The organism is Methylosinus sp. DMC45, assembly GCF_056313885.1.
Genome location: NZ_JBQUZK010000063.1, coordinates 1 through 25,672 on the forward strand (window position 1 = coordinate 1; position 25,672 = coordinate 25,672).

A 25,672-nucleotide genomic window follows, 5' to 3' on the forward strand; every position below is an offset into this window, starting at 1 on the left:
GTTTCTTCTTCATCGTGTCCGTCCTGCAATCGGCCGGACTCTAATCGATGCTGGTGGGATTTTTCAGGGGCAGGTCAGTCGCTCCTAGAGTTCCTGCAAAGAAACGGGTCCGCGACAATATTTGATCGACGCCTCGAAAGCTTCGTGCGCCCGCATCGACGAGTTGTCGAACATTCCAAGATCCAGGCTGGGCTTCACCATGCAAAATCGGCTTACCAATTCGTCGATATGCGCCCGCTGCTCTTCGCGTCGCTCGTTCTTCGATTTCGCCGATATCAAGGGTAAGACGAAGCCCTCACGTGCGCGCAATCCTCCGCGTTCGAGCCAAAAGGCGTCGTAATCGGCACGCATCCGCCGACGCTGCCAACAGGCGTCGGCATTGATCGAATGCGTGTCATTGGATACGGCGCGGATCTGCCGGGCGCCCAATGCCCGGGCCAAGGCCGTCGCCGCCAGAAAGACCGCCATTTTGGGACGCAACCCCCAAAGAGCTCGCGTTGCTTTCACGATCCGCGCCTTGGAGTCCGGCCCGCAATGCGACGATGGTCCTTGCAGTCCGCCGATCAGAACGGAGGGCGTCCTATCGTCTTCGTTTCCGAGCACGAACGTCAGCGCCGCGAGATTGAGGCCGTCAGCCGTGTCGCTCAACACGAAGCTCAGCTCCCCCTCTTTGTAGCAAAACGCCGCGCTGCCTAGCGTCAACCGATAAGCTTCACCGTTCTTGCCGCACAGGAGGCCGAGCTCTGCATTGCCTGCCCCCCAAGAAATGGCGATTAGAGACGGCATAAAATCACAGATAATACGATAGTGATCTTTAAGAATCGAGACTCGCTCGGAGCATGAGAGGCCATGCACGGCGTAATTCAAAAACGGCTTTCTTATGCATTGTGTTGGAGCCGCTCCAAATGGATGTTTGTATTCGAAACCCTCGAGAAAGGTCAGCCAGTCTGCCGCGGCGCGGATATCCTGCAACGACGACAGGCAGAATATTCCCGCCTCAAATGTCGATTCGTTTGCTGCGGTCACACAGGCGTGCCGCCATATCGTCCGCATTGCTTTTTGCACCACGCCTCCGGGACCAACAACCGCTTTGATACGGCTTCGCATGTATCGTCAGCAGTTCGAGCCGACGATCAGTCGATTGAGATCAGTAACGAAACACACACATTACAGCAATCATTTGTCCGGTTAGACTCGATTGTCTCCATCATTTCTCCATCAAACCTGCACGACCCACGAACAGCGACGGCGTAGGTCATGATCGTAGACAAAGCTGCCCCGGCGCCGTCCAGGGCGATCTCCCAGCCACGACCTCGAGAGCGCGCCCCATGGATATTCGCTCGGCGATCGCCGTCTTCACCGCCGCCGTCGCGCTCGCCGGATGCGATCTTCAGTCGAGCGGCCGAAGCGGGCCGGCCTCCGCGCGGCCCGAGGTCGGCGTCGTCACCTTGCATCCTCGAAATGTCGCCATCGCGGCGGAGCTGCCCGGCCGCATCGTCGCGTCGCAGGTGGCGGAGGTGCGGCCGCAGGTGGCGGGAATCATACAGAAGCGGCTGTTCCAGGAGGGCGGGGATGTCACCGAGGGCGCGCCGCTCTATCAGATCGATCCGGCGCCCTATCGCGCCGCGCATGACAGCGCCGTCGCCGCCTTGCAGAAGGCCGAGGCCGCCGTGCCCAGCGCTCGAGCCAAGGTCGAGCGCTACCAGGGACTGAGCAAAAAGAACGCAGTCAGCACGCAGGATCTCGAGGAGGCCGTCGGGGCTCTGGCCCAGGCGCGCGCTGATGTGGCGACGGCGCAGGCGAATGTCGCCAGCGCCAAGATCAATCTCGACTATACGACGATCAAGGCGTCGATCGGCGGCCGCGCGGACAAATCCTCGCTGACTCGAGGCGCGCTGGTGACGGCCGGTCAGGCCGACACGCTCACCACCATTCGCACGCTCGATCCAATCTATGTCGACCTCACCCGATCGAGCGCCGCCTTGCTCGATCTGAGACAGGCCATCGACGAGGGCCGCGTCCGATCGTCGGAGCGCAAAGTCGATGTGAAGCTGAAGCTCGAAAATGGCTGGGTCTATCCGATGACCGGACGGCTCGAATTCACAGAGGCCAAAGTCAGCCAGACGACCGGAACCGCGACAGTGCGGGTGGTCTTCCCCAATCCGTCGCGACTGCTTCTGCCGGGAATGTACGCCCGGGCGATCGTCGAGGAAGGCGTCGCGCCCGGCGCGTTCCTCGTCCCTCAGCGCGCGGTCGTCCGTAACGTCAAGGGGCAAGCGACGGCGCTGGTGCTCGGCAAGGACGACAAGCTCGAAGAGCGCACGCTCTCCGTCGGCAGGACGGTCGGCAATAATTGGCTGGTCACGGCGGGGCTCGGCGACGGCGACCGCGTGGTTGTCGAAGGCCTGCAGTTCGTGCGCGCCGGGCAACCGGCGACAGGCGTCGAGGTCGTGATCGACGACGCCACCGGCGAGCTGCGCGAGCGTGAGCCGACGACGACGAAAATCCAGGCGAAAGGCTGACGCGCGTGATCTCGGCATTTTTCATCGTTCGTCCGATCTTCGCGTGGGTGATCGCGATCGTCGTCATGCTCGGCGGCCTGCTGGCGCTCTTCGGCCTGCCGATCTCGCAATATCCAGAGATCGCGCCGCCGACGATCCAGATCACCGCCAACTATCCCGGCGCCGATGCGCGGACGGTCGAAAATTCGGTCACCAAGATCATCGAGCAAGGCATGACCGGCCTCGATCATCTCGACTATATGACCTCGACGTCGACATCGACGGGCCAAAGCGAGATCACCCTCACCTTCACCAACGCCGCCAACCCCGATGTGGCGCAGATGCAGGCGCAGAACAAGCTCCAGCTCGTCACCTCGCTGTTGCCCGCCATGGTCCAGTCCAATGGGCTCGCGGTCGCCAAATCGTCGAGCGCCTTTTTGATGGTCGTCGGCTTCGTCTCCACCGACGGCAAGATGACCGGCGCGGATCTGTCGGATTACGTCAAGAGCGCGCTCAACGACACGCTGAAGCGCGTCGAAGGCGTCGGCGGCACGCAGCTCTTCGGCTCCGGCTATGCGATGCGCATATGGCTCGATCCTGACCGGCTCGCCCGATATGCGTTGATCCCGAGCGATGTCGCGAGCGCGATCCAGGCGCAAAACGCGCAAGTATCGGCAGGACAGATCGGCGGCCTGCCGGCGCGCAGAGGGCAACAGCTCAACGCCACCGTCACGGCGCAGAGCCGCTTGCAGACGCCGGAGCAGTTTCGGAACGTCATCGTGAAAAGCGCGGCCGACGGCTCGCTGGTGCGCATCGGCGACGTCGCGACTGTCGAGCTGGGCGCCGAGGATTATGTCAGCGCTTCGACCTATAATGGCGCGCCGGCAACCGGCCTCGCTGTCAATCTGGCGACGGGCGCGAATGCGGTCCGCACGGCCGCATTGGTGAAAGCGGCGATCGAGCGGCTCGCGCCGACTTTCCCCGGAGGCATGAAAGTCGTCTATCCCTACGACACGACGCCTTTCGTCAAAATCTCGATCGAACAGGTGACTCACACGCTGATCGAGGCGATCGCGCTCGTCTTTCTCGTCATGCTGGCCTTTCTGCACAATATTCGCGCCACGCTCATTCCGACGCTCGCCGTGCCGGTGGTGCTGCTCGGAACCTTCGGCGTTCTGGCGGTGGCGGGATATTCGATCAACACGCTCACAATGTTCGCCATGGTGCTGGCGATCGGGCTCTTGGTCGACGACGCCATCGTCGTGGTCGAGAATGTCGAGCGCATCATGCATGAGGAAGGACTGTCGCCGCGCGAGGCCACGGTCAAATCCATGAGTGAGATCACCGGCGCGCTCATCGGCATCACGACGGTCTTGTCCGCGGTCTTCGTGCCGATGGCATTCTTCGGCGGCTCGGTCGGCGTCATCTATCGCCAGTTCTCGGTCACGATCGTTTCGGCCATGACGCTGTCGGTCGGCGTCGCGCTGATCCTGACGCCAGCGCTCTGCGCGGCGCTTCTTCGTCCGCCGAAGCCGGGCGCGGAGAAGCTCGGCTTGTTCCGCTGGTTCGATCGCAATATGGAACGCGGCGCCGACGCCTATCGAGACGGCGCTGCCGCTGTTCTGCGGCGCCCGAGGCGCGGCTTCGCGGCTCTGGCCGTGATGACGATCGCGGCCGCCGCATTGTTCACGCGCTTGCCGAGCTCGTTTCTGCCGCAGGAGGATCAGGGCTATCTGATGGTCAGCGTGCAGCTGCCCGTCGGCGCGACCAGCGACCGAACGGAGCGCGCGCTCGATCGCGTGACGCGCTATTTCCTCGACCATGAGAGCAAGGCCGTCGATGGCGTCATGACAGTGAGGGGCTTCGCCTTCAGTGGCCTCGGCCAGAATGTCGGCATGGCGTTCGTCGGCTTGCGCGACTTTTGGGAACGCAAGGCGTCCGACTTGTCGGCGACGGCGGTGACGGAGCGCGCGACGGTGGCGCTCACCGGCATTCGCGACGCGCAGGTCTTCGTGCTGGCGCCCCCGGCGATCGAGGGATTGGGCACGAGCAGCGGCTTCGATTTCTATCTCGAAGATATGACCGGCGCCGGCCACGAAAAGCTATTGGCCGCGCGAGACCATTTGCTCGCAGACGCCGCGCGAAGCAGGCTCCTGAACGGCGTGCGGCCGAACGGCCAGGACGACACGCCGCAATTTGCGATCGAGGTCGATCAGGAAAAAGCGAGCGCCCTCGGCGTCGGGCTTTCCGACGTCAACGCCACGCTATCGACGGCCTGGGGCGGCGCCTATGTGAACGACTTCATCGATCGCGGCCGCGTCAAAAAGGTCTATCTGCAATCCGCAGCCGATTTCCGAATGCAGCCGGACGATCTCGATCGCTGGCATGTCCGCGCCGCTTCGGGCGAGATGGCGCCCTTCTCGTCCTTCGCGTCCGGCCGCTGGGCGTTCGGCTCGCCACGCCTCGAGCGCTACAATGGAGCACCCGCCGTTCAGATACAGGGCGCGGCTGCGATCGGCGCCAGCTCCGGCGACGCCATGACGGAGATCGACCGTCTCGTCGCCGGACTGCCCCCGGGATTCTCCCATGAGTGGACGAGCCTGTCGCGACAGGAGCGGCTGTCGGGCAATCAGGCCACTACGCTCTATGTGATCTCGGTCCTCGTCGTCTTCCTGTGCCTCGCCGCACTCTATGAAAGTTGGACGGTCCCTCTCGCTGTCATGCTGTGCGCGCCGATCGGAGTGCTCGGCGCGCTCGTCGCGGCGCTGATGTTCGGACAGGCCAATGATGTCTACTTCAAGGTCGGCCTGCTGACGACGATCGGACTCGTCGCCAAGAACGCAATCTTGATTATCGAATTCGCGCTCGACCATCAAAGGGCGGGAATGGATGTGATCGAGGCGACGCTGCTCGCGGCGCGCCAGCGGCTGCGCCCGATCGTGATGACCTCCTTCGCCTTCATCCTCGGAGTCGCGCCGCTCGCCTTCGCCGGCGGCGCAGGCTCGGCCGCGCAAAACGCGATCGGCGTCGGCGTCATGGGCGGCATGATCGCGGCGACGGCGCTCGCCATTTTCTTCGTTCCACTGCTGTTCGTCGCCACCTTTTCGTTGTCACGTCCCGCCAAACAAGAGCCGACGTTTTCGGGCCAGCCGCACGATTGGCGTTGATCTCGTTTCAAAGATTTTTTCAGGAGCAATTATCGTGGAAAGGCGAATAGCTCTCACGGACATAGACCGCCCTGGAGAGGCGCTCGAAGTCGATATCATCGCCGCCGACGAGACGTCGTTGACGCTTGGGGTGCCGAACACGTCCGTGCAATTTCGATTATTCCGCCATAGTCGCGATACTGCCTATCGAGGATCATTGGGCGGGCGGAGCTTTTGCTACGTTCTGCTGGCCGTCGAGGCGGGAAAGAGCCTCACAAAACGGAGAAAATAGAACGTCGGGCGCCTGAAAGCGTCAGGTGAAATTCGAATCTCGAGATTCTTGTGGCGGGGCTGAACTCGGCTGCTCGCGGCGCCGGGGGCGGATCGTCATGACGTCCTTCGCCTTCATCCTGGACGGCGCGCCTCTCGCTTTTGCCGACGACGCCGGATCGACAGCGCAAATCTCGATCGGCGCCCGCAGTCATGGACTGCATGCTCTGGCGCGCAGCCCTTGCCCACTACCGGCGGAGCTTCCCGCGCCGATTCGATCGGCTCGCTACGCTTCCGGCATCGGAGCCACGACCGACGTAAGAGCATTCGGATCGGCAAGTAGCACTCTGATCGACCGTCGTGGCCTCTCTTTGTTCGTGTCCTATGGCGGAAGGAGGCTCTCGCGGATTTTTGTCGCGACGCCACGATCCGTCGGCCGAGAGCACGAAACTCGTCGCTGCGGCGCGATGATTTGCGTCGGACGGGGGCCGATGTGACACGGAAGCCGCGATTAGACGACCACATCAGTTCAAATTCGCCCGATAGCCGAGCGAGTCTTCGAAAATGCTCGGCTGCTCACTGTAAGGATGCGCGGAGCCGACATTCGAGCCGAGGCGCCTCCGCTATAAGCCTATTGCCTCACCTTTCGCTCCGTAGCAAGCCGATTGCCGCGCCGAACAGGCAGAGCGCCGACATGTAATAGAAGGGCGTCATGGCGAGCGCATGCTCTCCGACAAGGAGGGTCATCAAAGGCGGAGTCGTTCCGCCGATGATGGCGTAGGCCGTGTTGTAGGACAAAGCGAATCCCGTGAATCGCAGTTCGGGCGGGAAGCTGCGGATGATCAGATAGGGGGTGAGCGTGATCGTCCCGATCGCGAAACCGCCGATCGCATAGAGATGCAGCGTCCATGCGCCGCCGTTGCCGAGGGAGAAGCCGAGCGCGGCGACAACCGCCGCCATCGCAGCGCCGCCGATCGCATAGGCTTTCCCGCCGCCGATGATATCCGTCACGCGGCCCACGAAGACGCTGCCGAGGATCAGTAGCGTTATGGACCAGCAGTTGGCGGTGAAGACATCCGCCGCCCGATAGTCGAATTGCGACTGGAGATAGGTGGGCAAATAGAGAAAATAGGTCACGAAGACGCCGGCGAATACCCAGGTCGCGGCCATGGAGACGAGAACCTCGCTCTTGCAGCGCGTGAAGACGAGCGAGATCGGCAGTCCGGCGTCAGCGACACGCCGCTCGCGAAGCGCCTCGAAGACCGGCGTCTCCCGCAAATGCTTCCTCAGATAGACCGAGATCAGGCCGAAGACGCCGCCGAGGATGAAAGGAATGCGCCAGCCCCAGGCGACGAGATCATCGGCGACGAGGCTCGCCGTCAGTATTTTGGCTGTGAGCGCGCCCATCAATATTCCGCAGCAGAGCCCGCCCATCAGCAGCCCGCAGGCGAAGCCCACCCGGGATTTGTGGACATGCTCGGCGCAGAAGATCCATGCGCCGGGCACTTCTCCGCCCACCGATAGCCCTTGCAGCAGCCGGCAGAACAGGAAGAGGAGCGGAGCGGCGAAGCCGATCGTCTGGTAATCGGGCGTCAGGCCGACCAGCAGCGTGGGAAAGGCCATCAGGAAGAGGCCGAGCGCGAACATTCTCTTGCGGCCGACGCGGTCGCCGAAATGCGCGAAGACGACGCCGCCGATCGGGCGCACGAGATAGCCGGCGGCGAAAATGCCGAAGACCTGGAGCTGCGAGAGCCATTGCGGGCTGTCATGCGGGAAGAAGACCGCGGCGAGGGTCTTGGCGAAGAAAACGCCGACGATGAAATCATAATATTCGAGCGCGCCGCCGAGAGACGCGAGCGCCAGCGTCTTCGCCTGTTCACGAGAGAGACCGCGCAACGCTTCGATTTCGTCGGACGCCAGAGGACGGGTTTGGACTGTCATGGGTCTGTTCCGATCAATCGATGTCGCGCGCCGCGCTCGAAGGCTTCGTCGCCGTCACCAGCATATCGACGCCCTCGCGATAATTCGACCGCACATCGGCGAATCCGAGAGCGCGCATTGTCGATAGAGTCGCCGAAGAATACATGAGACGACTGGCGGATTCGTCGCTGAAGAGATGCACGATCCAATCCTCGAGGAGATCGTAGCGCTTCGCCTCGCCGAAGACCTTGAACCAGTTGCGGACGTCCGCCTGGGTGGATGCGAGCGGAAGATCGTGATCATCCAGCGCGTAACGATCGCCGTTGACGAATAGGCCGCCCGGCTCGAGGACTCGCAGGATCTTCGCGAAGAGCTCGCGCCTGTAGCGATGATCGAAATTATGGATGGCGTAATTGGAGGCGACGAGGTCGATGCTCTCGTCGGGCAGCGCTCTCAGATAGACGAGCGCATCGCTCTCGATGAATTCGACGCGGCCGGCGCGGGCATAGGAGGCGAGATTTTCGCGCGCCTGATTCAACATCGCCGGCGAGGCGTCGACCGCCAGAAGGTTCAGATCATCACGCTGCGAGAGCAGCGAGCGCGTGCTGGTTCCCGTGCCGCAGCCGATCTCCAGTCCCCGCAGGGCGGCGCCGGGCCGCCAGGCTGCGACAGTCGCGCCGAGATTCGTCGTCACCGTCACGATGTTGGGGCAGATCATCGGAAGGAAATCATATTCCTCGCCGATAGGGCCGGTAAAAAGATTGTTGTCGCCCGCCGAAGCCATGATCCTCGCCCCTTTTGCCCGTCTGCTTCTGCCGCAGACTCCTCCCGGCGCCTTTTCCGACCCGATCGCGAGCCGGGACGCTTATTCCCGAGTCGTCTCGATATCGGCTCCCCATGCGAGGCGTCGACATTCTATTCATCAGCTGATAGGATCATCCTATGTTTATCTGCCGCCGTCAAGTTCGCGCCTCGTCATCTACCGGGGAGGATCGGCGCCTTCTGATATGAGGCCGAATATGTCGTCACCGCCCACGATTCCGCAGGCGCCTCGGCGTTCGCTCGTCGAGTCCACGATCGATCTGATCCGCGCTCAGGTCGTAAGCGGCGCATGGAAAGTCGGCGCGAAGATCCCCAACGAGCAGGATCTCGCCGACATGCTCGATGTGGGCCGGAACACGGTGCGCGAGGCGATCCGCGTTCTCTCCCACGCGCAGGTTCTCGAAGTCCGCCAGGGCGACGGCACTTATGTGCGAACGAATGTGGATGCGACCGAGACCATGCGCCGGATCGGCCGCTCCAGCCTGCGAGAGCATTATGAACTGCGGGCGATGCTAGAAGCCGAGGCGGCTCGGCTCGCCGCGACGCACCGCTCGGAGGCCGACGTCGCATTCTTGAGAGAGCTGCTGAGCCGGCGCGGCGAACGCAGGGACCACGTGGCGCGCGAGGATTTCGTCGACGCCGACATAGAGTTCCACGGAGCTATCGCGCGCATGTCGGGCAATGCGGCGCTCGCCGAGCTCTATCGCTATTTCGCGGGCTCCGTGCGCGTCTATATGTCGGAGGCGCTGGACGAAGGCGATCTCCCGAATCCGGGGCTCGACGTCCATGCCATCATCATCGACGCGATCGAGCGTCGTGACGGCGACGCGGCGGCCGCAGCGGCGCGCGCGGTGGCGACTCCCGTGATCGCCGCGCTTTCGATGGAGCGGGCGAAGCCCTCGAAAGGATGAGGGTGCTTCGGGCGGAAATTGACGTTCCGCTGCCTCTATACGCTATCTAGCGGCCGAGGGCTGTCGAAAGGGCAGGACGCGGCCCGCGAAACCCTCGGTGATCATGATGTCGATGGTGGCGGTCAGACTGTTGCGGCGCTTGCCGGCGGGAAGGATCGCCGCGCCTTTGCGTAGTTCGGCCTCGCGCTCGGCGCTGAAAAACAGACGGCCGCCTCGACGAGGCTTGCTTTACGCTTGCAGACGCGGCGAGGCGTGCGCCCGATAATCCTCTGGCGCTCGCAGACCTCGGCTGCGCGCGTTCGGCGGCGGGGCGATCGAATGAGGCGCGTGCGGCGTTGACCGCTTCGCTCGCGCTGCGTTGCGATCATCTCTCGGCATGGCTCGCCCTCTCCACTGTCGAGTCCGCGCTGAACGACAAGCTCGCGGCCGAGCGCGCATTGCTCGAAGCGCTGTGGCTGGATTCCAGCTGCAAGGAGGCGCCGACGCCTCTCGGGCTGCAGCGCATCAAGTCGAGACGTTATGCGAGCGCAGCGGAGCTGATTCGATCCGCGTTGGACCTCGGCGCCGACGCTCCCTATCTGCACGCCTGCCTGGGGCAAGCCCTATTCCTTATCGGCGAGTTTTCACGAGCGCTGGAAGCTTTCGAAAAGGCTGTCATCGCCTGTCCAGACGACGTCGGTCTCGTTCGAAAGCTCGCGCGTGCGCGCTTCCTGCAGTCCTCGCTCCACGAAACGCTGAAAGTCGCGACCGAAGAGTTATTCGGCCGTCGCCGGGGCCGAGGCGGAGGACATCGACATCGTCGGCCGCGCGACCTTCCAATTGCTCATTGGATTCGGCCATCACGCGGCTGCTCGACAAGGCCTGGGAGCGCGGCTCCTATCACGAGTTGCATGAATGTGAGGCGGTCGATTTCCTCGAGCGGAGCGACAAACAGTTCGACCTGATCGTCGCCTTGGACGTGCTCGTCTATATTGGAGATCTGCAGCCGCTGATTTCCGCCGCGGCGGCGCGTCTCGCGCCGAACGGCATATTCGCGATCAGCTTCGAGCGCCGAGAAGGGAAAGCATACAGGTCTTCAGCCCACCGGACGATTCGCCCATAGCTTCGCTTATGTCGAGAGTCTCGCGACGGGAGCATTCGACGTGATCGGCAATCTGGAGACGCCCCAGCGGCTGGAGGCGAATGCGCCGGTTCCAGGACATATCGCCCCTCTGCGTCGCAAGCCGTAGACGAGCGACGATCATATCGGACGCGCGAGCGCAGTCTCGGAACGCGTCTCGAACCCGCACGCGTTACGACGTCATTCGCGGCCAGGCAACGCGCTCGACACGTTTCGCTTCGACGGACAGCAGAAATTTTCTTCTCGTCACGCCTTCTGCGTAACGCCGATCGTCGACGAAGCGAATTGAACTCAGCAAGCCGATTCCTGGCTTGTCGCGGTCCGCTACAGGGCTGGCTCATTCGGGAGATCGAGATGAAAATGAGCATCATATCCGGCGGCTCGCTCGTCCTCGCTGGCGCGGCGGCGCCGGCTTCTGCGAAAAAGGCGCACAGGACCGTGCAGTGCTTCGGCGTGAATTCCTGTCGCGGTCACTCGGCGTGCAAGTCGGCGCACAATAGCTGCAAAGGGCAGAACTCCTGCAAGGGCCATGGCTGGCTGCCGGCCAAGTCCGAAGCGGCTTGCGAAGCGCAGGGCGGCGCGCTCGGCTGAACCGGGCTGTCGCCAAAAGGATGGGCGAGACTTCGCCCATCCGCTTCTCGATGCGCGGCTTCGGGCCGAGAGCGCACGAGCGTCGCTCAAAAATCGACGAAGCTCCAGTCGCATTGCCGGCCGGCCAGATCGATCAACGCTCGGACCTTCGCAGATAGCAATCTCGCGCTCGGATAGACGAATTGGATCGGCAGCGGCTCCGGCTCATAGTCGGCCAGAACGATCTGCAGCCGGCCGGCGCGAACGAGATCGAAAACCTGATATCCGACCGCGATCGTCAGCCCCCCGTCTCTTTCTGCGTGGCAGATCGCCGCCTCGGCGCTGTTGGTCACATAGGCCGGGCGCGTCTCCACGTCGAATGCTCGCGACTGCGACCAGAAGCGCCATCGCGTCACCGGCGTCAGCGCAGAGCAGGAAATGAGGCGATAGCGGCCGAGGTCCGCCGGAGCGAGGGGCGCGCCGCCTCTCGCCTCGAGATAGGCGGGCGAACCGACGACGACGCGTCGCGTTGCGCCGAGCTTGCGCGCGACCAGCGCAGAATCGGACAAATGTCCGATGCGCAGAGCGAGATCGACGCCTTCCTCGATGAGATCGACGAAGCGGTCGGACAGCGACAGCTCGACGCTGACCTGCGGGTGCTCGGTCATATAGCGTGAGATCAGCGGTCCGACATGCATGCGTCCGAACATCAGCGGCGCGGAGACGCTCAATCGTCCACTCGGCTCGCTCCGCTCATTCTCGGCGAGACGTTCGGCCTCCTCGAGATCGGCGACGATGTGGCGGGCGCGCTCGAGGAAGCGCGCTCCTTCATCGGTCAGGCCCACCGAGCGTGTCGTGCGTTGCAGAAGCCGCACGCCGAGCCGCTCCTCGAGCGCCGCGACGAGCCGCGTCGCCATGGGCGCAGAAATGCCGAGCGCCCGCGCCGCCGGCGCGAAGCCTTTATGATCGGCGACCGCGATGAAAGCGGCGATCGTGTCGAAACGGTCCATGGGATTGCTGCGCAGGCTGCAACGATGTCGTGTCGAGGACGGCGATTATCATCTCGATCATTGTCTATCATCTTCCTCTGGTCAGGCGAAAGACCTGCGATCATCCTTAAAAAAGGAGCGCTTCATGCCTCGTATCTCCACTCCCGCCGCCATCGAAACCGCCCCTGCCGCCGCTCGCCCGCTGCTGGATACAGTGAAGGCGAAGCTCGGCGTCGTTCCGAATTTCTATCGCCTGGTCGCCAACAGTCCCGCGAGCCTCGAAGGTCTCATTGGATTGAATGGCGCGCTGGCGAAGGGCGCGCTCGACGCCCGCACGCGCGAGCGTCTCGCAGTGGCGATCGCAGAGTTCAACGGCTGCGGCTATTGCCTTTCGGCCCATGCCTATATCGGCAAGGCGGTCGTCAAGCTCGACGATGCGGAGATCGGCGCCAATCGCGACGGCCGTTCCGCCGACCCCAAGGCGGAGGCGGCGCTGCGCTTTGCGCTCGAGGTCGCCCGCAAGCGCGGCCATGCCTCCGACGCTGATCTCGCGGCTGTTCGCGCGGCGGGATTCGGCGAGGGCGAGATCATCGAGATCATCTTCCATGTCGGGCTCAACACGCTGACCAATTACATCAATGAAGTCGCCGACACGCTGGTCGACTTTCCCGCGCTCGAGACGCGCCGCGTGGCGTAGATTGCATGCGCGTCTGGATTCGTTCCAGGCGCGCGCCTTCATTGGAGCAATGAGCATGTCGAGACCGCCGCTTCCACCCTTCACGCTCGAAACCGCGACGCAAAAGGTGCGCCTCGCCGAGGACGGCTGGAACAGCCGCGATCCACAAAAGGTCGCGCTCGCCTACACGCCGGACAGCCGCTGGCGCAATCGCGCCGAATTCATCGTCGGCCGCGATGAGATCGAAGCTTTTCTCGGGCGCAAATGGGCGCGCGAGCTGGATTATCGGCTCATCAAGGAGCTGTGGGCCTTTCGCGAGAACCGCATCGCGGTGCGCTTCGCCTATGAATGGCGTGACGACAGCGGCGCCTGGTTCCGTTCCTATGGCAATGAGAATTGGGAGTTCGACGAGCACGGCCTCATGCGCTTGCGCATCGCCTCCATCAACGATCTTGCGATCGTCGAGGCCGATCGCAAGTTCCATTGGCCGCTCGGCCGCCGCCCGGACGAGCATCCAGGCCTGAGCGACCTCGGTCTTTGATCGAACGCCGCGCGAGCGCAACAGCCGCGCTCGCGCGTCGATCCTTTTCTCGCGTCTCGGGAGGCAATCGACATGACCTATCCCAGCGACATCGCCTTCACGCCGACCGTCAAGTCAATTCAAGCGCGCGAGGGCTCGCGCCGCGCCTATGCGCGCATGGAGGAGGAGCATTCGTGGCGAACGAGCGTGACGCCGGACATAGAGGCCTTCATCGCGCGGCAGACCAGCGTCTTTCTCGCGACCACGAATAGGGAAATGCAGCCCTATATCCAGCATCGCGGCGGCCCCGCCGGCTTTCTGAAGACGCTCGACGAGTCGACCATCGGCTTCGCCGACTTCTCGGGAAATCGCCAATATGTGACGATCGGCAATCTCGCGGACAATCCGAGAGCCTGTCTCTTCTTGATCGACTATTCGCGCCGTCGTCGCGTGAAGATATGGGGAACGGCGCGCGTCGTGGAGGACGACGCCGAGCTGATCGCGTGTCTCGCTCCGAAAGACTATGCGGCGCGCGTCGAGCGCGCGATCCTCTTTTCCGTCCTCGCCTTGGATGTGAACTGCCCCAGCCATATTCCGCAGCGCTTCGAGGCGGCCGACGTCGCCGCCGCGCTGGCGGAGCGGGATGCGCGCATCGCCGCGCTGGAAGCGCAAGTGCAGGAGCTGCGCGCGAGCGCGGACCCTGGGGCGGTCATACCGATTTGATCTCGCCGCCATCCATCCGCAACGTCACGCCCGTCATCCAGCGCGCGGCAGGCGAAACGGCGAAGGCGATCAGTTCTGCGATATCCTCCGGCGCCGCGTCGATCGACAGGCCTTTCGCCTCGCCATGGAGCGCGAGCATGGCGCGGCGTCGATCGGTTAACACAATCGCGACAAGGTCGAGCAATATCGCGCGCGCAAGGCGCGAGAGAAATGAGCGATGTCCGCAGCCGCGTCGCGGTCCGGCATTCTAATAAGCGTGGAATCGTCTCTCGGGTCGGAGCGGCGGGCGTTTCTGCAATCCCGATGTCGAACGCATGCTCGTCTATGGCGCTTCGAGCCGCATCCAGATTTGATCGAATATAATGCAATCCGGCGTCTCATAGTAAAGTCATAATCGCAGGGGCCGCGCCTCGTCCTGCCGGAATGAATACCGAACCCACACCTTCGGTATCCTCAAAAAAGTCTCTATTTGGCCATGATTTAGGCGGGTTGCCTCGATTATCGGCTTGCCCGAGGACCTCTGCGGTCACTACCTATATCACAAATATATCACGTGTTCGGCGAGTCGCCGCCGGCTAGTCGTGGCGCAGCCGTTTCATGCAGAGCGCAATCAAGGGATGTCATGACAAAGAACAGCGCTGCGACGCCGCATATACGGGACGCGGTTTACTCCACCAGCTCCGCGCTCGCTTTATCGGTCGTTCTGACAGTCGCCGCCTCGGCTCAGGAGGCCTTGCCGGCGATCGAGATCGGCGTGGCGTCGGGCGGCTCCAACGCCGCCTCCTCGGGAGCGCCGCTGTCGCCGCAGCTCGCCCGGCCCGATCTTCAGCCCGACAATGTGGCGAACCTCGCGCGGGTCGCCACCAGCAGCCGCTCGCACACGCAGACATTCACGCGGCAGGACATAGAGGAGCTGAACCCGCAGGATGTGTTCGGCCTGCTGCGCAATGCGACGAGCATCCTCGTCACCTATCAGGGCCGCAAATTTCCGAACAATCTGAAATTCCGTGGCGACGGCAATTTCGGCTTCATCGTCGACGGCGCCTATGTGAGCGCGCAGACCGCGGGCCTGATGATGCAGTCGCTGCCCGTCTCGGCGCTCGATCAGGTAGATGTCGTGCGCGACGCTTCCGCGCTGACGCTCGGCCCGCTCGTCGACTTCGGCTCCTCTTCCGGCGCGCTCAACAGCGGCTTCGTCGTCGTGCGCACACATACGCCGCAAGAGAATGAAATGGAGCTGCGCACAGCGGCGCAGAGCTATGGCGGCGTGCTCGGCAGCGTCTATGGCGGCTATGTCTTCGGGAAGAAGCCCGGCGAGATTCCCGCCTACATCTCGGGATTCGTCAAGAAGAGCTCCGACGATGGGCCGGATCGCTTCTCCAATTGGAACGACACCGTCTCTGGCCTGCTGAAAGGCGGCTTCACCGTCGGCCCGCTCGACACGAGCTTCACCCTGTTTCAGTCGAGCTCGCGCTATGGCTTTCAGCAGGGAGCCTTCGGTGAGCAGACGGCGAGCACGCTCGCGCAGAAATGGGGCTATTCGCCGATCGAATCGACTTTCCTCTCCTGGAACTCGACGTTCCGCTGGGACGAGCACAATGTCAGCCTGCTCACGCTCGCCTATACGCGAACGGAGGACAACAACGTCCTCGCCTCCTTCACCAGCCCCAATCTGACAGTCGCCAATGAGCAGGGCTATACCGGCCAGATCAACGCGCGCCACAGCTTCACCTATGACGGCACGCTGGCGCAGCTCGGCCTGCAATATGTGAACTGGGCGAGCCCCAGCGGACAGACGTCCAATGTCGGTTATGCGCGCAAGGAGGATACGCTCAGCGGCTATGGCAATTTCGAGCAGAAGCTATTCGAAGATCGCCTGATCTTCGACGCGAGCTTCCGGCTCGACGACCACTTCGATTATGTCGGAGTCGATACGGCTGGAACGACGAAATATTTCTACAATCGCGGCTTCCCTCTCGCGGTGAATTATGCGGGCGGCGCCACGGTGAGGCCCTTGCAAGGATGGGGGATCGGCGAGATGGGAGCGTCCCTCGGGGCCTATAATCCGCTCGAGGGTCTCGCGAACATCTCTTTCAGCGGCCGCTATTCGCACACCGAGCAGAGCGACATGTCCGGCATTATCGCGGAATCGAATGTCACTCTGCTGCCGGAGAAGCAGGACAAATACGAAGCGGGCGTCAAAATCCCGGTCTTCCGCTGGTTCACGCCGGAAGTGACCTATTTCGACACCGAGATTCAGAACAACAAGCAGCCCTCGCGCACCGTCACGGTGAACAACAACAATGTCACTTACTGGACGCAGGGCAACACGTCGCGCAAGGGAATAGAGGCGGTCGCGACCGGCGTACTGCAGGACGAGCTGCTCGGCAAGACGACCTATCGCGGCAGCTACACGCGGTTGACCGAGGTCTACAGCAATTCGCTGGGAACCTATGACTGGCTGAACCCCTATCGCTTCCAGACGCCGAGGACGCAAATCAATTTCGCGCTCACCCATGCTTGGGACCGTTTCACCGGCACGGTCGCGCTCAATCATGTCTCCATGTACTGGTCCAATGGCTTCGCCGCCGACGGCCTTTATCACCAGGTCGGCAACTACACGACGCTGGACGCCAACATCGCCTATAAATTCCAGCTCATGGATTGGGATGCGCGGCTCAGCTTCTACGGCCGCAACATCACCAATAAGCGCTATGAGACGATCTACACCTATAAGGCCTGGGGCGCCGTCTGGGGCTCGGAGCTGAAGCTCTCCTGGGGCGAGCATTCCTCGCCCGCGCCGCTGCCGGGCATGGCGGCGCCGGCCAGAGCCGACGATGCGGCGTCGCCCTGGAGCGGGCTCTACGCCGGCCTCAACGCCGGCGGACTCTTCGGCGACGGACATGGGGTTAACACGGTTCCCGGCACGTCCACCATTCTCGGCGACGCTTACGACGACAAGGGCGCGGTCGGCCGCCCGGCGACCTTCTTCGGCCGCGCGAGCGCCTCCAGCGCGGCGAGCACGATCCCGCTCGGCGTCGGCGGCGGCGTCGGCGGCGCGCAGGTCGGCTATAATTGGCGCTTCCGTCCCGATGTGATCGGCGGTCTCGAGCTCGATCTGCAAGGCGTGGCGGGCGGGCGCGCCTCGGGCTCCTCGCTGCGCTCCGCGAGCGAGCCGGTCACCGGCGCGAACGTGGCGACGTCGACGGCGGTGACAAAGAGCCTCGCCTATCTCGGCACGGCGCGCGGCCGCGTCGGCTATCTCGTAGCGCCAACGCTGCTTCCCTATCTCACCGCCGGTCTCGCCTATGGCGAAGGCGGCTTCTCGACGTCTCTGATGCAATCCTCCACCGCGGCGTCCTTCGCGCCGAATGGCGGAACCATCGGCTCTTCGTCGATCCGCATCGGCTGGGCGGCGGGCGCTGGCGGCGAATGGATGTTCCGGCAGAGTTGGAGCGCCAAGCTGGAATATCTGCGCTACGACCTCGGCAACCAGGGCGCCTATGGGATCATGGCCGGCTATAATCAGACAGCGGCCGGCAATCCGGCCCTCTATGGGGCGGCCGTGATCTCGTCGTCGCGCCTCGCCGGCCATGTCCTGCGCGCCGGCGTCAACTATCATTTCGAATAGAGGCCGAAGATTCTCGCGCGCATCGGGAGAGGACCGGCATAGCGCCGCCTCTCTCTTTGCGTGCAGGCGTGGCGATCTCGGTCCGTTTTCGGCGGTTAGAGGGAGTCGAAAGGCGCGATCATCTATTGCAAAAAAAATCCGCAAATCAGCAAAAAAGATGCAGCTTGTGCGGGAATTGGACAATAGCGCCGCCGCTCGGCCGTTTCAATAAAGCTTTCTGTCCCGTTGTCGCCGGCGAGGTAATTTCCTCGTTACTTTAGACTGGTTTTGGACGCCGAACGCAGCGACCAATTATATTGGGTGGCTGAAAATCAGGCGCCCGCATTCGGCTGCTTTGTCTGCGCGCGAATTTTCCCATTGACGCGATCTCGGCGCGTTCACAATATAACGAATGTATATATCGATGCGATGGAACACTCGCCGTGGGCGAGCGCGTCATGGCGAGCGATGACGAGTGCGGCGCGCCCAGGGCTCTCGACATTCGCTTCGCGATCGCCTCTGCTGGAGAATTGCGCAATGCAAATGGAATGGTTGTCGACGGCGATCGATTTCGGCGTCATTGGACTGCTGGCTGCGCTCAGCGTCGTCGTTGTCGCCGTGGCGCTGGAGCGGCATTTTTTCTACCGGGCGATCGACATTGCGACCTTCACCAGCATCAAGGCGCTGGAGCTGGAATTGACGAAGCGGCTCGTCGTCATCGCATCCGTCGCCTCCAATGCGCCTTATATCGGCCTGCTCGGCACCGTGCTCGGCATCATGCTGACCTTCTATAATTTGGGTCTCGACGCTTCGGCGGACGCCAGCAAGATCATGGCCGGCCTCGCGCTCGCGCTCAAGGCGACGGCGATCGGGCTCGTCGTCGCGCTCTTGTCGGTGGTCTCCTACAACGCCCTTTTGCGCAAGACGAAGGTGCTGATGCTGAAGTGGGAGATCGCCAATGGATGAGAAACCTTTCGAGACGCTCAACGTCATTCCGCTCGTCGATGTGATGCTCGTGCTTCTCACAATGGTGCTGACGACGGCGAATTTCATCGCGACAGGCCGCATACCGGTCGCCTTGCCGCAGGCTGCGCAGACGCAGGTCGATCGCCAGAAGGACAAGACGATCGAGATCGCCGCCGACGGAAGCGTCTATTTCGACGGCCATGTCGCGACCAAGGATGAGTTGCGGAGCCGGCTCACAGGCCTGCCGCCGGAAACGGGCTTCCTCATTCGCGCCGATCGCGCTGTGGCTTTGCAGAGCTTCATCGACGTCGCGGAGCTGCTCAAGCGCATGAGCTTCACCAAGGTCGCCGTGCAGACCAAGAACAGTCCCAAGTGAGAGGCGCAGAGATGGCTTTCCTGGCGGCGTCCGCGCCAATGAACACTGTGAGACCGGCGAGCCGGTTCACCATCTATCATGGTCTCGCGCTCTCCTTGGCGCTGCATGCCCTGCTATGCGCGCCCTACCTTCTGCATCGTCTCTATGCGACCGAAGAGGAAGCTTCTGTTCTCGTCTTCGAGCTCGATGGTCTCGTCGATGACGAGCAGACCGACGAGAAAGTGCAGCAGGATAATGCGGGCGCGACTCAGGAGACCACGCAGAATGCGACTCGGGCGTCGGAGACGAAGCCTGTCGAGCAGCGCGAGCAGGCGGATGAAGGCGAGGCCAATGCAGCCGCGGTCCCCGCTCAGGCCCCTTCGCAGTCGAAGCCAGACCCGGCCGGCTCCGCCAATGTGACCGGCGTGCAGGAGCAGCAGGTCGCGCACACCATCGCCCGCCGCACGGTAAGCGAGGAAGACCGCATTCGCGCCTATTTGCGGCAATTATCGAAGCGCGTTCACGAGCGGCTGGTTTATCCAGAGGAGGGGCGTCGCGCCGGGCTGCGGGGCGTCGCGAAAGTCTCCTTCCGCATCCTCGAGAGCGGACAAATCCGCGAAGAAACGCTCAAGATCGTTTCGACCAGCGGTCAGGAGCGCCTCGACGTCAGCGCGTTGAAAACGGTGCGATCGAGCGCGCCCTTCGCAGCGCCGCCGCGGGAGATGAATGTGGCGATCGACGTCGAGTTCGGCCCCTCGCGCTGAGCGCGAATTTCGCCGGCGCTCGGGGGCGTCGCCCGCTCGTCGCAAGCAGTCGGCCGACGCTCCCGCATTTATCGCGCTCGCTGTTTACGCGGATAGAGCCTCTCTACTCGGAGCCCGCTCGGAATCATCGGCGAGCGCGGCGGCAGCCGCCTCCGTAGCCGCCATATCGAGACGCGGGCTGAAGAGCGAGGTGATCTTCTTGGCGATGATCGACCAGTCGAATTGCTCCTTGGCGATGGCGCGCGCCTTCGCGCGGATCGCCTCGCCGCGCTCGGTTTCCCAAACGCGCTCGCGTAGCAAGGCCTGCAGCTCGCTCTCATTCTGAGCCGCTACATGCCATCCGTCCGCGGCGACGCCGCGCGCGCCGAACTCATTGGCGACGATCAGGCATCCGGCCGCCATATAGTCGAAGAGCTTCAAATTTGTTCCGCCGCCGGAAAACAGCAGCTGCAGAGCGATGTCCGCCGAGCTCAGGAGCGCGATCTTGAGATCGTCCTCGACGTAATCGAACCACAGCTCGTCGAAGGGAACATCGGGCCAGCCGGTGCGGTCGGCCTGCGCGATCGAGCCGATCAAGGCGACAGCGCCGTCGAAACCTGCCTCCGCCAGCAGCTGCCGCGCCTTGGAATAGGATTCGACATTCGGCCCATAGCCGCTGCCCAAAAAGACGGCCAGCGTCTTGTCGCCGATCTGCAGCCTGCTGCGAAGCTCGTCGCGGCTCGCCTTGTCCCAGAGCGGATATTGGGAGCAATCGACGCCATTGGGCGCAACAGTGATCTTGCCGCGCGGCACATCGTATAATTCCGCCATGCGCTCGGCGTCATGGGCGCTCACAGTGGTCACGAAATTGGCCTCGCGACAGGCCATTCTCTCGGCGTGAAACACCGTATCCACGAAGGAATCGAGCTGCGCCGCGCCGAGGCCGCCGCGGAAATGCTGTTCCTTTATGTCATATTCGACATTGTGCGCTTCATATATTTTGAGGGCGTTCCGCTTGGCGAAGCCGAAGCCCAGAAGCGCGAGATAGGGATGCGAGGAGATGACGACGTCGGCCGCGCCGATGATCTGCCGCGCGTCGCGCACGAACTCGTCCGAGAAATGATATTCCCTTATGCAGAGAACATCATGCGCGAGGCGCCGCGTCTTCTCCATTATGTGCCAGACGTGATGCTGGTCGCCCGGCGCCGCGGGGAACACGATCACGTCGAAACGGTCGGCGAGCTTATAGCGCCTTATGTGATCGGTCTGCTTGAAATCATAGGCGATGAGCGTGACGTCATGCTCTTTCGCGATATTCTTGTAGACCGAGACGTAACGCGTCTGCCCGCCGTCGCGGACCGGGGTGATGTCGAATGTGGAAAGGACAACGATCTTCATCGGCGCGTTCCTTTCAAGACATCGATGATTGTTTTGGCGACGCGATCCCAGTCGAAGCGCGACGCGGCCTCCTTCGCTTTGGAGCCGAGGCGCGAGCGCAGCTCGGAATTGAGCGAGAGCTCGCGCAGTCCCTGAGCGATCGAGCTCACCGACAAAGGATCCACGAGAACGGCGGCGTTCTTCGCTATGTCCTGCATGCTGGTTTCCTGTGAGGTCAAGACCGGGACGCCGCAGGCCATGGCCTCCAGCACGGGCATGCCGAATCCTTCATAGACGCTGGGATAGGCGACGAACATCGCGCCCGAATACAGCGCCGACAAATCGTCATTGTCGACGCCGCTCAGCACTCTCACATGCTCGGAGAGCCCGCTGTTGGCGATCAGCCGCACCAATTCGTCATATCCCCATCCATGCGAGCCGACGATGGCGAGCTGCGGCGGATGGTCGACGCCGCGGCGAAATTCGTCATAGGCCTGAACCAGACGAACATGGTTCTTGCGCGGCTCCAGCGTCCCGACATTGAGAATATAGTCTCGACGAAGGCCGAATTTGGCGATCGCCGCGTCCACCACGGGAGCGGGGCGCGGCCCGATCGCCCCAGGGCCGATCCATGAGGTCGTCAGACGCTCGGGAGAGACGCCGACATTTTCGATAATGTCCTTGCGGGTCGTCTCCGAGTTGCAAAAAATGTGATCGGCGCGTTTGAATATATCGATGACATTGGCGAAATTTTCGATCGCGTCCTTGCCGAAGAAGTTCGGAAACAGGATCGGGATGACGTCATGCGCCCAGCTCGCGAGAGCGAGCCCCGGGATGGCGATCGGAATGAAGTGATTCGCGAAATAGACGGTCGCGCCCATTTCACGCAGCTCGCGGCCCAGCTCCTGCAAATTGAAGGCGCGCCGCTGCTCGATCGCCGCTTGCACGACGCCATTGTAGCGACGATCGAAACGGCCGTCCGCGAGGCTATAGACGACCTTGTGCCGAATATGCACGCCGACGCGCGCCGTTTCGACGCGCGGGAAAAATTCGAGCGGGATTTCGGCGGCGCCATTCGTCCAGCGCCAAGCGCTCTCCGGGTCGTGATAGCCATTGGTGAGGCGGGCGTCGTCGAAGGCGAACTCCTGTGATCCCTTGTCCGATTCGATGACGATCTTGCTAATGGCGACGCCGAGGTTGCGGTTGTCCGGCGAGTTCATCGTGTCGCAAGGACGCGCCGCTCGGCTGCGCAGCAACAACCTATGCCGAGGCGTCGGGCCATCGTAATGATAGCAAACGCCGTCCGGCGTCGTTGTCTGCTCCGTCGGGACGACGCGGCCGTCGACCTCGAAGCGCACGCGCTCCCGATTGGTGCGCAGCGAGAAGGAGCCGGAGGATTTCAGCACGCTGCGATAGATCACGCGCGGCCTGAAGGTCAGCGCCGCCAAGGCGTCTGGCCGCACCTCGCCGAAAAACGGGTCGGCGACGAACAGGAATTCGGCGTCGGGGGCGACTCTGGCGGCGGCGTTCAAAAAGCCGACGGAGACATTGAAAATTCCACCGCTGATCGACTGCTGAAAGGCGCCGGCGTCATATGCGATGATCATGAGTTCAACCCCGCGGAGATGTCGACGAATCCCTCTAAGAATGAGAGCCACCGTCTCGCTGTCGCTTCGGAGTAGAAGTCGGTCGCACGGTCCGCCTGCTCGCGAACGATATTGTTGCGCAGCGTCTTATCGCGACGCAGGAGCTCCAAATAGCCGGCGGGGATCGATGGATCGAGCGTGTCGAATTTGATGCCGGCAGGGCCCATCGTCTCGCCCACCGCGGTTCCCGCATAGGCCAGCACCGGACAGCCGACCGTGAAGGCCTCGAGCACCGGCACCATGAAGCCTTCGTGCTCGCTCATGGAAATATAGGCGTCGGCGGCGGCGAACAGTGTCTTGATCGCGAGGCCGCTGGCGTTCTGATAGATTTTGATGTCGGAGAGGACGCCGCCCTGCACCGCCCGCCCCAGCAGCCCATGGAAGTATTCGTCGCCCCAAATCTTGCCGCCGAGATGCAGCGAGGCCGAGCGACCGAAGAGCCTCTTATAGGCGGCCAGAGTGTCGATCAGCAGATCATGCCGCTTATTGGGAACGAAGCGTCCGACGAAGACGATATTGACCTCTGACGCCGCCTTTATGTCGAGATAGAGCTGATTGTCGAGCTCGCGTGAGGAGAAAAAAGCGTCGTTGAAGAACACCGGGATCGTCACGGGATCCCGAAAGCCGAATTCTCTCAGCTCGGCGGTGTTGTAGTCCGAATCGCCGACGCCCTTCTCGAATGCGCCGGCGAAGCGCCGCATCTGCGCGCGGGAATGGTCGCACATGTCCCCGAGCCAGCTCATCGAGCCCTGGCCGCGGAAAAAATGGCCCGGCGTGACATTGTGGTAGATCAGAATCTTGCGGACGGGCAGGTCCAGCAGCGCTTCGAGCTCCTCATTGAAAAAAGAATAATGCAGCAGCAGCAGGTCCGTGTCGCTCCAAGCCATGCGTTTCAGCATGGAGGTCGAGAGCGTCGCATAATCGCTCGTGGCGATAGTGGAATCCGCGCACGCCACATAGGACGCGGCGCCACGCTCTCGAAGGATCTGATGAAGGGACGAAATCGAGGCGCCGATGGCGTCGGCGCTAATTACCGAGGGATGATATTGAACAACATGTGACATTCATCCTCACCAGCCAGATGTTTCGAAATCGAGCCGCCAACGGGGCGCCTCCGCCACAGCGGAGAACCGACGGATCAAAGCCCCGAAGCTTCCGTCTCCGCCGAGGAGGGAGCGCGCGCCAGAGGCCCGAACACCTCCATCTGCTGCTCCAATTGCTGCGTCACGCCGGCGACGACGGCTTCGGCGACATCGTTCATCTCCTGCTTGGCGTCCTCGAGGGCCTGCTGCAGCGCCTCTCGCTCGCGTCTCAAGCCGTCCACCTCGCCGCCGACCTTGGCGACTTCCGTGGACAGGCGATCGATGGTCGAGGAGAGGGTGAGAAGCTGCGCGGAAATCTGCGCGGAGAATTTCAGGAGGTAATTGCGTTGTTCAGTCAAATGGAGCAGCAGGGAATCCATCGTCGAAACGCCGCTCGTGAATGTGAGCGGCGGCAGCTCGCTCGATGTTTCACCCTGTGGTTGCGATCTTGCGCGAGTGACGAGCGCATGCGCGAATTCGGATAGTCGTCGCTTCTCCGTTGTCGATATCACTTTATTCATAAGAGCCTTCCATTTTTGTAAGCTCGCAGCCGCAGTTGTATAAAGCGGACTGTCGATATGTCAACGCGCGGCCATTGCTATCGAAAGCCCATGACATGTCATTCGTGCGCCGTCGTCGATAAGGCGTGCAGCGCGACGGCGATATTTCGCGGCGTTGTCGCGGACGAGGCGACGGCGCCGAGCGAGCAGGCGAGAGGCGCTCGCTTTGTTCGCGGGGCGCCCAAGCGCGAGGCAGGCTCGCGCCGATGGTCGATCTCATTCCTTTCGGCAAGCAGGCTTCGGACCATTCGATCTGGTCCGCGAGGCGCGCCGGCGTGGCCAATCCCCACTTTCTCGGAATTTACCTTTAGGTAATTTAACCTATTGTTAACCATGACGGCGTGAGATGACGGCGCAGCTGGAGCCGAGTCCGCCGTTGACCCAACCTTCGACTCACATTCGTTTTCGTGGCCGATCCTTCCCCGTCCTGGCCCTGGAGCCGGATGCGCCGATCGCCGGATGGTTCGAGCGGCTCGACGCCTGCCTCGAGCATTCGCCCGCCTTCTTTTCCCGCAAGGCGATCGTCATCGACGTCGCCAGGCTGGGACTCGATCGTGACACCGTCGGGGAGCTGGTGGAGCAGCTGTCCGGCCGCGGCGTCCGCATCATGGGGCTGACCGGCGTCGATCCCGCCTGGGCGTGCGACGACCTGCCGCCGATCCTCACCAATGGCCGTTCCATCGCCGCCGACGAGCCGCCCGCCGAGGGCGGCGAGGCGCCGAGCCTGTCGCCGAGCGAGCGCGCCGCATTCGACGAGATCGCCGAGGCGCTCGGCGGCGGCGAGGCCGGCGCGGAGCCGCCCCATGAGCCGGAGCGAAGCGCCGCGCCGCTCATCGTCGAGACGGCGGTGCGCTCGGGCCAGTCCATCTTTCATCCCGATGGCGATGTGATCGTCATCGGCTCGGTCTCCTCCGGCGCCGACATCGTCGCGGGCGGCTCGGTCCACGTCTATGGAACCGTGCGCGGCCGAATCATGGCCGGCGCCTATGGCGATTCGCGGGCGCGCATTTTCTGCCGCCGCCTCGAGGCGGAGCTTCTGGCCGTCGGCGGCTTCTATATGACGGCGGACGAAATTCGAGACGACGTGCGCGGATGCGCGGTTCACGCAAGGCTCGAGGACGAAACGATCAAGATCATCAAGCTCGACTGAGAGGGACGGTATAAA

The 25,672-nt window shown here is 62.7% G+C and carries 23 protein-coding genes; 14 read left to right on the top strand and 9 right to left on the bottom strand.

Features of this window, described 5'->3' with window-relative positions:
- Nucleotides 1-84: 84 nt before the first annotated feature.
- On the bottom strand, nucleotides 85-1,026 hold the full coding sequence (locus ACT53T_RS23465) for a DUF535 family protein (RefSeq protein ID WP_476163099.1): 942 nt from the start codon (nucleotides 1,024-1,026) through the stop codon (nucleotides 85-87).
- A 302-nt stretch (nucleotides 1,027-1,328) separates the two neighbouring features.
- On the opposite strand from ACT53T_RS23465, the gene ACT53T_RS23470 reads away from it, so the two are divergent.
- Entirely contained in the window at nucleotides 1,329-2,522 is a 1,194-nt protein-coding gene (locus ACT53T_RS23470; RefSeq protein ID WP_476163100.1) for an efflux RND transporter periplasmic adaptor subunit, read from the top strand.
- 8 nt (nucleotides 2,523-2,530) lie between these two features.
- The gene (locus ACT53T_RS23475; protein WP_476163155.1) at nucleotides 2,531-5,668 is read left to right on the top strand and encodes an efflux RND transporter permease subunit; all 3,138 of its coding nucleotides are present in this window, start codon (nucleotides 2,531-2,533) and stop codon (nucleotides 5,666-5,668) included.
- 888 nt (nucleotides 5,669-6,556) lie between these two features.
- Here ACT53T_RS23475 and ACT53T_RS23480 read toward each other — a convergent pair.
- Nucleotides 6,557-7,858, bottom strand: coding sequence for an MFS transporter (locus ACT53T_RS23480; protein WP_476163101.1), 1,302 nt, complete (start codon nucleotides 7,856-7,858; stop codon nucleotides 6,557-6,559).
- A 13-nt stretch (nucleotides 7,859-7,871) separates the two neighbouring features.
- Nucleotides 7,872-8,621 (bottom strand): class I SAM-dependent methyltransferase, encoded by a 750-nt coding sequence (locus ACT53T_RS23485; RefSeq protein WP_476163102.1) that lies wholly within the window; start codon nucleotides 8,619-8,621, stop codon nucleotides 7,872-7,874.
- A 235-nt stretch (nucleotides 8,622-8,856) separates the two neighbouring features.
- Here ACT53T_RS23485 and ACT53T_RS23490 point away from each other — a divergent pair, with 235 nt between their 5' ends.
- The 4 genes from ACT53T_RS23490 to bufA2 all read left to right on the top strand — a co-directional run bounded on the left by ACT53T_RS23490 (nucleotide 8,857) and on the right by bufA2 (nucleotide 11,281).
- The gene (locus ACT53T_RS23490; protein ID WP_476163103.1) at nucleotides 8,857-9,570 is read left to right on the top strand and encodes a FadR/GntR family transcriptional regulator; all 714 of its coding nucleotides are present in this window, start codon (nucleotides 8,857-8,859) and stop codon (nucleotides 9,568-9,570) included.
- Nucleotides 9,571-10,007: 437 nt separating this feature from the next.
- Nucleotides 10,008-10,514 (top strand): tetratricopeptide repeat protein, encoded by a 507-nt coding sequence (locus ACT53T_RS23495; RefSeq protein WP_476163104.1) that lies wholly within the window; start codon nucleotides 10,008-10,010, stop codon nucleotides 10,512-10,514.
- Nucleotides 10,397-10,672 (top strand): class I SAM-dependent DNA methyltransferase, encoded by a 276-nt coding sequence (locus ACT53T_RS23500; RefSeq protein WP_476163157.1) that lies wholly within the window; start codon nucleotides 10,397-10,399, stop codon nucleotides 10,670-10,672. The genes ACT53T_RS23495 and ACT53T_RS23500 overlap by 118 nt, the downstream gene beginning before the upstream one ends.
- 372 nt (nucleotides 10,673-11,044) lie before the next feature.
- The gene (bufA2, locus tag ACT53T_RS23505) at nucleotides 11,045-11,281 is read left to right on the top strand and encodes a BufA2 family periplasmic bufferin-type metallophore (protein WP_476163105.1); all 237 of its coding nucleotides are present in this window, start codon (nucleotides 11,045-11,047) and stop codon (nucleotides 11,279-11,281) included.
- A gap of 86 nt (nucleotides 11,282-11,367) precedes the next feature.
- Here the strand turns inward: bufA2 and ACT53T_RS23510 are convergent, their stop codons facing one another.
- Complete coding sequence (locus ACT53T_RS23510) at nucleotides 11,368-12,270, bottom strand: LysR family transcriptional regulator (RefSeq protein WP_476163106.1); 903 nt, start codon at nucleotides 12,268-12,270, stop codon at nucleotides 11,368-11,370.
- Between the two features lie 124 nt (nucleotides 12,271-12,394).
- On the opposite strand from ACT53T_RS23510, the gene ACT53T_RS23515 reads away from it, so the two are divergent.
- From ACT53T_RS23515 to ACT53T_RS23525, 3 genes are all read left to right on the top strand, one after another.
- Nucleotides 12,395-12,946, top strand: a complete 552-nt coding sequence (locus ACT53T_RS23515; RefSeq protein ID WP_476163107.1) for a carboxymuconolactone decarboxylase family protein — start codon at nucleotides 12,395-12,397, stop codon at nucleotides 12,944-12,946.
- A 55-nt stretch (nucleotides 12,947-13,001) separates the two neighbouring features.
- A complete protein-coding gene (locus ACT53T_RS23520; RefSeq protein ID WP_476163108.1) occupies nucleotides 13,002-13,466 on the top strand; it encodes a nuclear transport factor 2 family protein in 465 nt (154 codons plus the stop codon).
- 72 nt (nucleotides 13,467-13,538) lie between these two features.
- Nucleotides 13,539-14,168: a pyridoxamine 5'-phosphate oxidase family protein gene (locus ACT53T_RS23525; RefSeq protein WP_476163109.1), complete on the top strand. Its 630-nt coding sequence runs from the start codon at nucleotides 13,539-13,541 to the stop codon at nucleotides 14,166-14,168.
- Here the strand turns inward: ACT53T_RS23525 and ACT53T_RS23530 are convergent.
- A complete protein-coding gene (locus tag ACT53T_RS23530; protein ID WP_476163110.1) occupies nucleotides 14,155-14,352 on the bottom strand; it encodes a hypothetical protein in 198 nt (65 codons plus the stop codon). The two genes, ACT53T_RS23525 and ACT53T_RS23530, sit on opposite strands and share 14 nt — an antisense overlap.
- 438 nt (nucleotides 14,353-14,790) lie before the next feature.
- On the opposite strand from ACT53T_RS23530, the gene ACT53T_RS23535 reads away from it, so the two are divergent.
- The 4 genes from ACT53T_RS23535 (at nucleotide 14,791) to ACT53T_RS23550 (ending at nucleotide 19,863) form a co-directional block, all read left to right on the top strand.
- Entirely contained in the window at nucleotides 14,791-17,799 is a 3,009-nt protein-coding gene (locus ACT53T_RS23535; RefSeq protein WP_476163111.1) for a TonB-dependent receptor plug domain-containing protein, read from the top strand.
- 516 nt (nucleotides 17,800-18,315) lie between these two features.
- Complete coding sequence (gene exbB, locus ACT53T_RS23540; RefSeq protein ID WP_400766807.1) at nucleotides 18,316-18,744, top strand: TonB-system energizer ExbB; 429 nt, start codon at nucleotides 18,316-18,318, stop codon at nucleotides 18,742-18,744.
- Nucleotides 18,737-19,120, top strand: a complete 384-nt coding sequence (locus tag ACT53T_RS23545) for an ExbD/TolR family protein (protein ID WP_018264657.1) — start codon at nucleotides 18,737-18,739, stop codon at nucleotides 19,118-19,120. Before exbB ends, ACT53T_RS23545 begins: the two co-directional genes overlap by 8 nt.
- Before the next feature lie 38 nt (nucleotides 19,121-19,158).
- Nucleotides 19,159-19,863, top strand: a complete 705-nt coding sequence (locus ACT53T_RS23550) for an energy transducer TonB (protein ID WP_400766809.1) — start codon at nucleotides 19,159-19,161, stop codon at nucleotides 19,861-19,863.
- Nucleotides 19,864-19,947: 84 nt separating this feature from the next.
- On the opposite strand, the gene ACT53T_RS23555 is transcribed toward ACT53T_RS23550, so the two are convergent.
- From ACT53T_RS23555 to ACT53T_RS23570, 4 genes are all read right to left on the bottom strand, one after another.
- Nucleotides 19,948-21,240 (bottom strand): glycosyltransferase, encoded by a 1,293-nt coding sequence (locus tag ACT53T_RS23555; RefSeq protein WP_476163112.1) that lies wholly within the window; start codon nucleotides 21,238-21,240, stop codon nucleotides 19,948-19,950.
- Complete coding sequence (locus ACT53T_RS23560) at nucleotides 21,237-22,826, bottom strand: glycosyltransferase family 4 protein (protein ID WP_476163113.1); 1,590 nt, start codon at nucleotides 22,824-22,826, stop codon at nucleotides 21,237-21,239. The genes ACT53T_RS23555 and ACT53T_RS23560 overlap by 4 nt, the downstream gene beginning before the upstream one ends.
- A complete protein-coding gene (locus tag ACT53T_RS23565; RefSeq protein ID WP_476163114.1) occupies nucleotides 22,823-23,929 on the bottom strand; it encodes a glycosyltransferase family 4 protein in 1,107 nt (368 codons plus the stop codon). Before ACT53T_RS23565 ends, ACT53T_RS23560 begins: the two co-directional genes overlap by 4 nt.
- A 74-nt stretch (nucleotides 23,930-24,003) precedes the next feature.
- Entirely contained in the window at nucleotides 24,004-24,327 is a 324-nt protein-coding gene (locus ACT53T_RS23570; protein ID WP_018264661.1) for a hypothetical protein, read from the bottom strand.
- Between the two features lie 556 nt (nucleotides 24,328-24,883).
- Here ACT53T_RS23570 and minC point away from each other — a divergent pair.
- Nucleotides 24,884-25,657: a septum site-determining protein MinC gene (gene minC / locus ACT53T_RS23575; RefSeq protein WP_476163115.1), complete on the top strand. Its 774-nt coding sequence runs from the start codon at nucleotides 24,884-24,886 to the stop codon at nucleotides 25,655-25,657.
- Nucleotides 25,658-25,672 lie beyond the last annotated feature (15 nt).

Excerpts from the sequence above, each read along its gene's own strand:
- ACT53T_RS23535 (WP_476163111.1), top strand. The coding sequence starts at position 14,791 with ATGACAAAGAACAGCGCTGCGACGCCGCATATACGGGACGCGGTTTAC.
- ACT53T_RS23570 (WP_018264661.1), bottom strand. The coding sequence starts at position 24,327 with ATGGATTCCCTGCTGCTCCATTTGACTGAACAACGCAATTACCTCCTG.
- ACT53T_RS23525 (WP_476163109.1), top strand. The coding sequence starts at position 13,539 with ATGACCTATCCCAGCGACATCGCCTTCACGCCGACCGTCAAGTCAATT.
- exbB (WP_400766807.1), top strand. The coding sequence starts at position 18,316 with ATGCAAATGGAATGGTTGTCGACGGCGATCGATTTCGGCGTCATTGGA.
- ACT53T_RS23520 (WP_476163108.1), top strand. The coding sequence starts at position 13,002 with ATGTCGAGACCGCCGCTTCCACCCTTCACGCTCGAAACCGCGACGCAA.
- ACT53T_RS23470 (WP_476163100.1), top strand. The coding sequence starts at position 1,329 with ATGGATATTCGCTCGGCGATCGCCGTCTTCACCGCCGCCGTCGCGCTC.
- bufA2 (WP_476163105.1), top strand. The coding sequence starts at position 11,045 with ATGAAAATGAGCATCATATCCGGCGGCTCGCTCGTCCTCGCTGGCGCG.
- ACT53T_RS23550 (WP_400766809.1), top strand. The coding sequence starts at position 19,159 with ATGAACACTGTGAGACCGGCGAGCCGGTTCACCATCTATCATGGTCTC.
- ACT53T_RS23485 (WP_476163102.1), bottom strand. The coding sequence starts at position 8,621 with ATGGCTTCGGCGGGCGACAACAATCTTTTTACCGGCCCTATCGGCGAG.
- ACT53T_RS23490 (WP_476163103.1), top strand. The coding sequence starts at position 8,857 with ATGTCGTCACCGCCCACGATTCCGCAGGCGCCTCGGCGTTCGCTCGTC.
- ACT53T_RS23480 (WP_476163101.1), bottom strand. The coding sequence starts at position 7,858 with ATGACAGTCCAAACCCGTCCTCTGGCGTCCGACGAAATCGAAGCGTTG.
- ACT53T_RS23560 (WP_476163113.1), bottom strand. The coding sequence starts at position 22,826 with ATGATCATCGCATATGACGCCGGCGCCTTTCAGCAGTCGATCAGCGGT.
- ACT53T_RS23515 (WP_476163107.1), top strand. The coding sequence starts at position 12,395 with ATGCCTCGTATCTCCACTCCCGCCGCCATCGAAACCGCCCCTGCCGCC.
- ACT53T_RS23545 (WP_018264657.1), top strand. The coding sequence starts at position 18,737 with ATGGATGAGAAACCTTTCGAGACGCTCAACGTCATTCCGCTCGTCGAT.
- ACT53T_RS23565 (WP_476163114.1), bottom strand. The coding sequence starts at position 23,929 with ATGTCACATGTTGTTCAATATCATCCCTCGGTAATTAGCGCCGACGCC.
- ACT53T_RS23555 (WP_476163112.1), bottom strand. The coding sequence starts at position 21,240 with ATGAAGATCGTTGTCCTTTCCACATTCGACATCACCCCGGTCCGCGAC.
- ACT53T_RS23510 (WP_476163106.1), bottom strand. The coding sequence starts at position 12,270 with ATGGACCGTTTCGACACGATCGCCGCTTTCATCGCGGTCGCCGATCAT.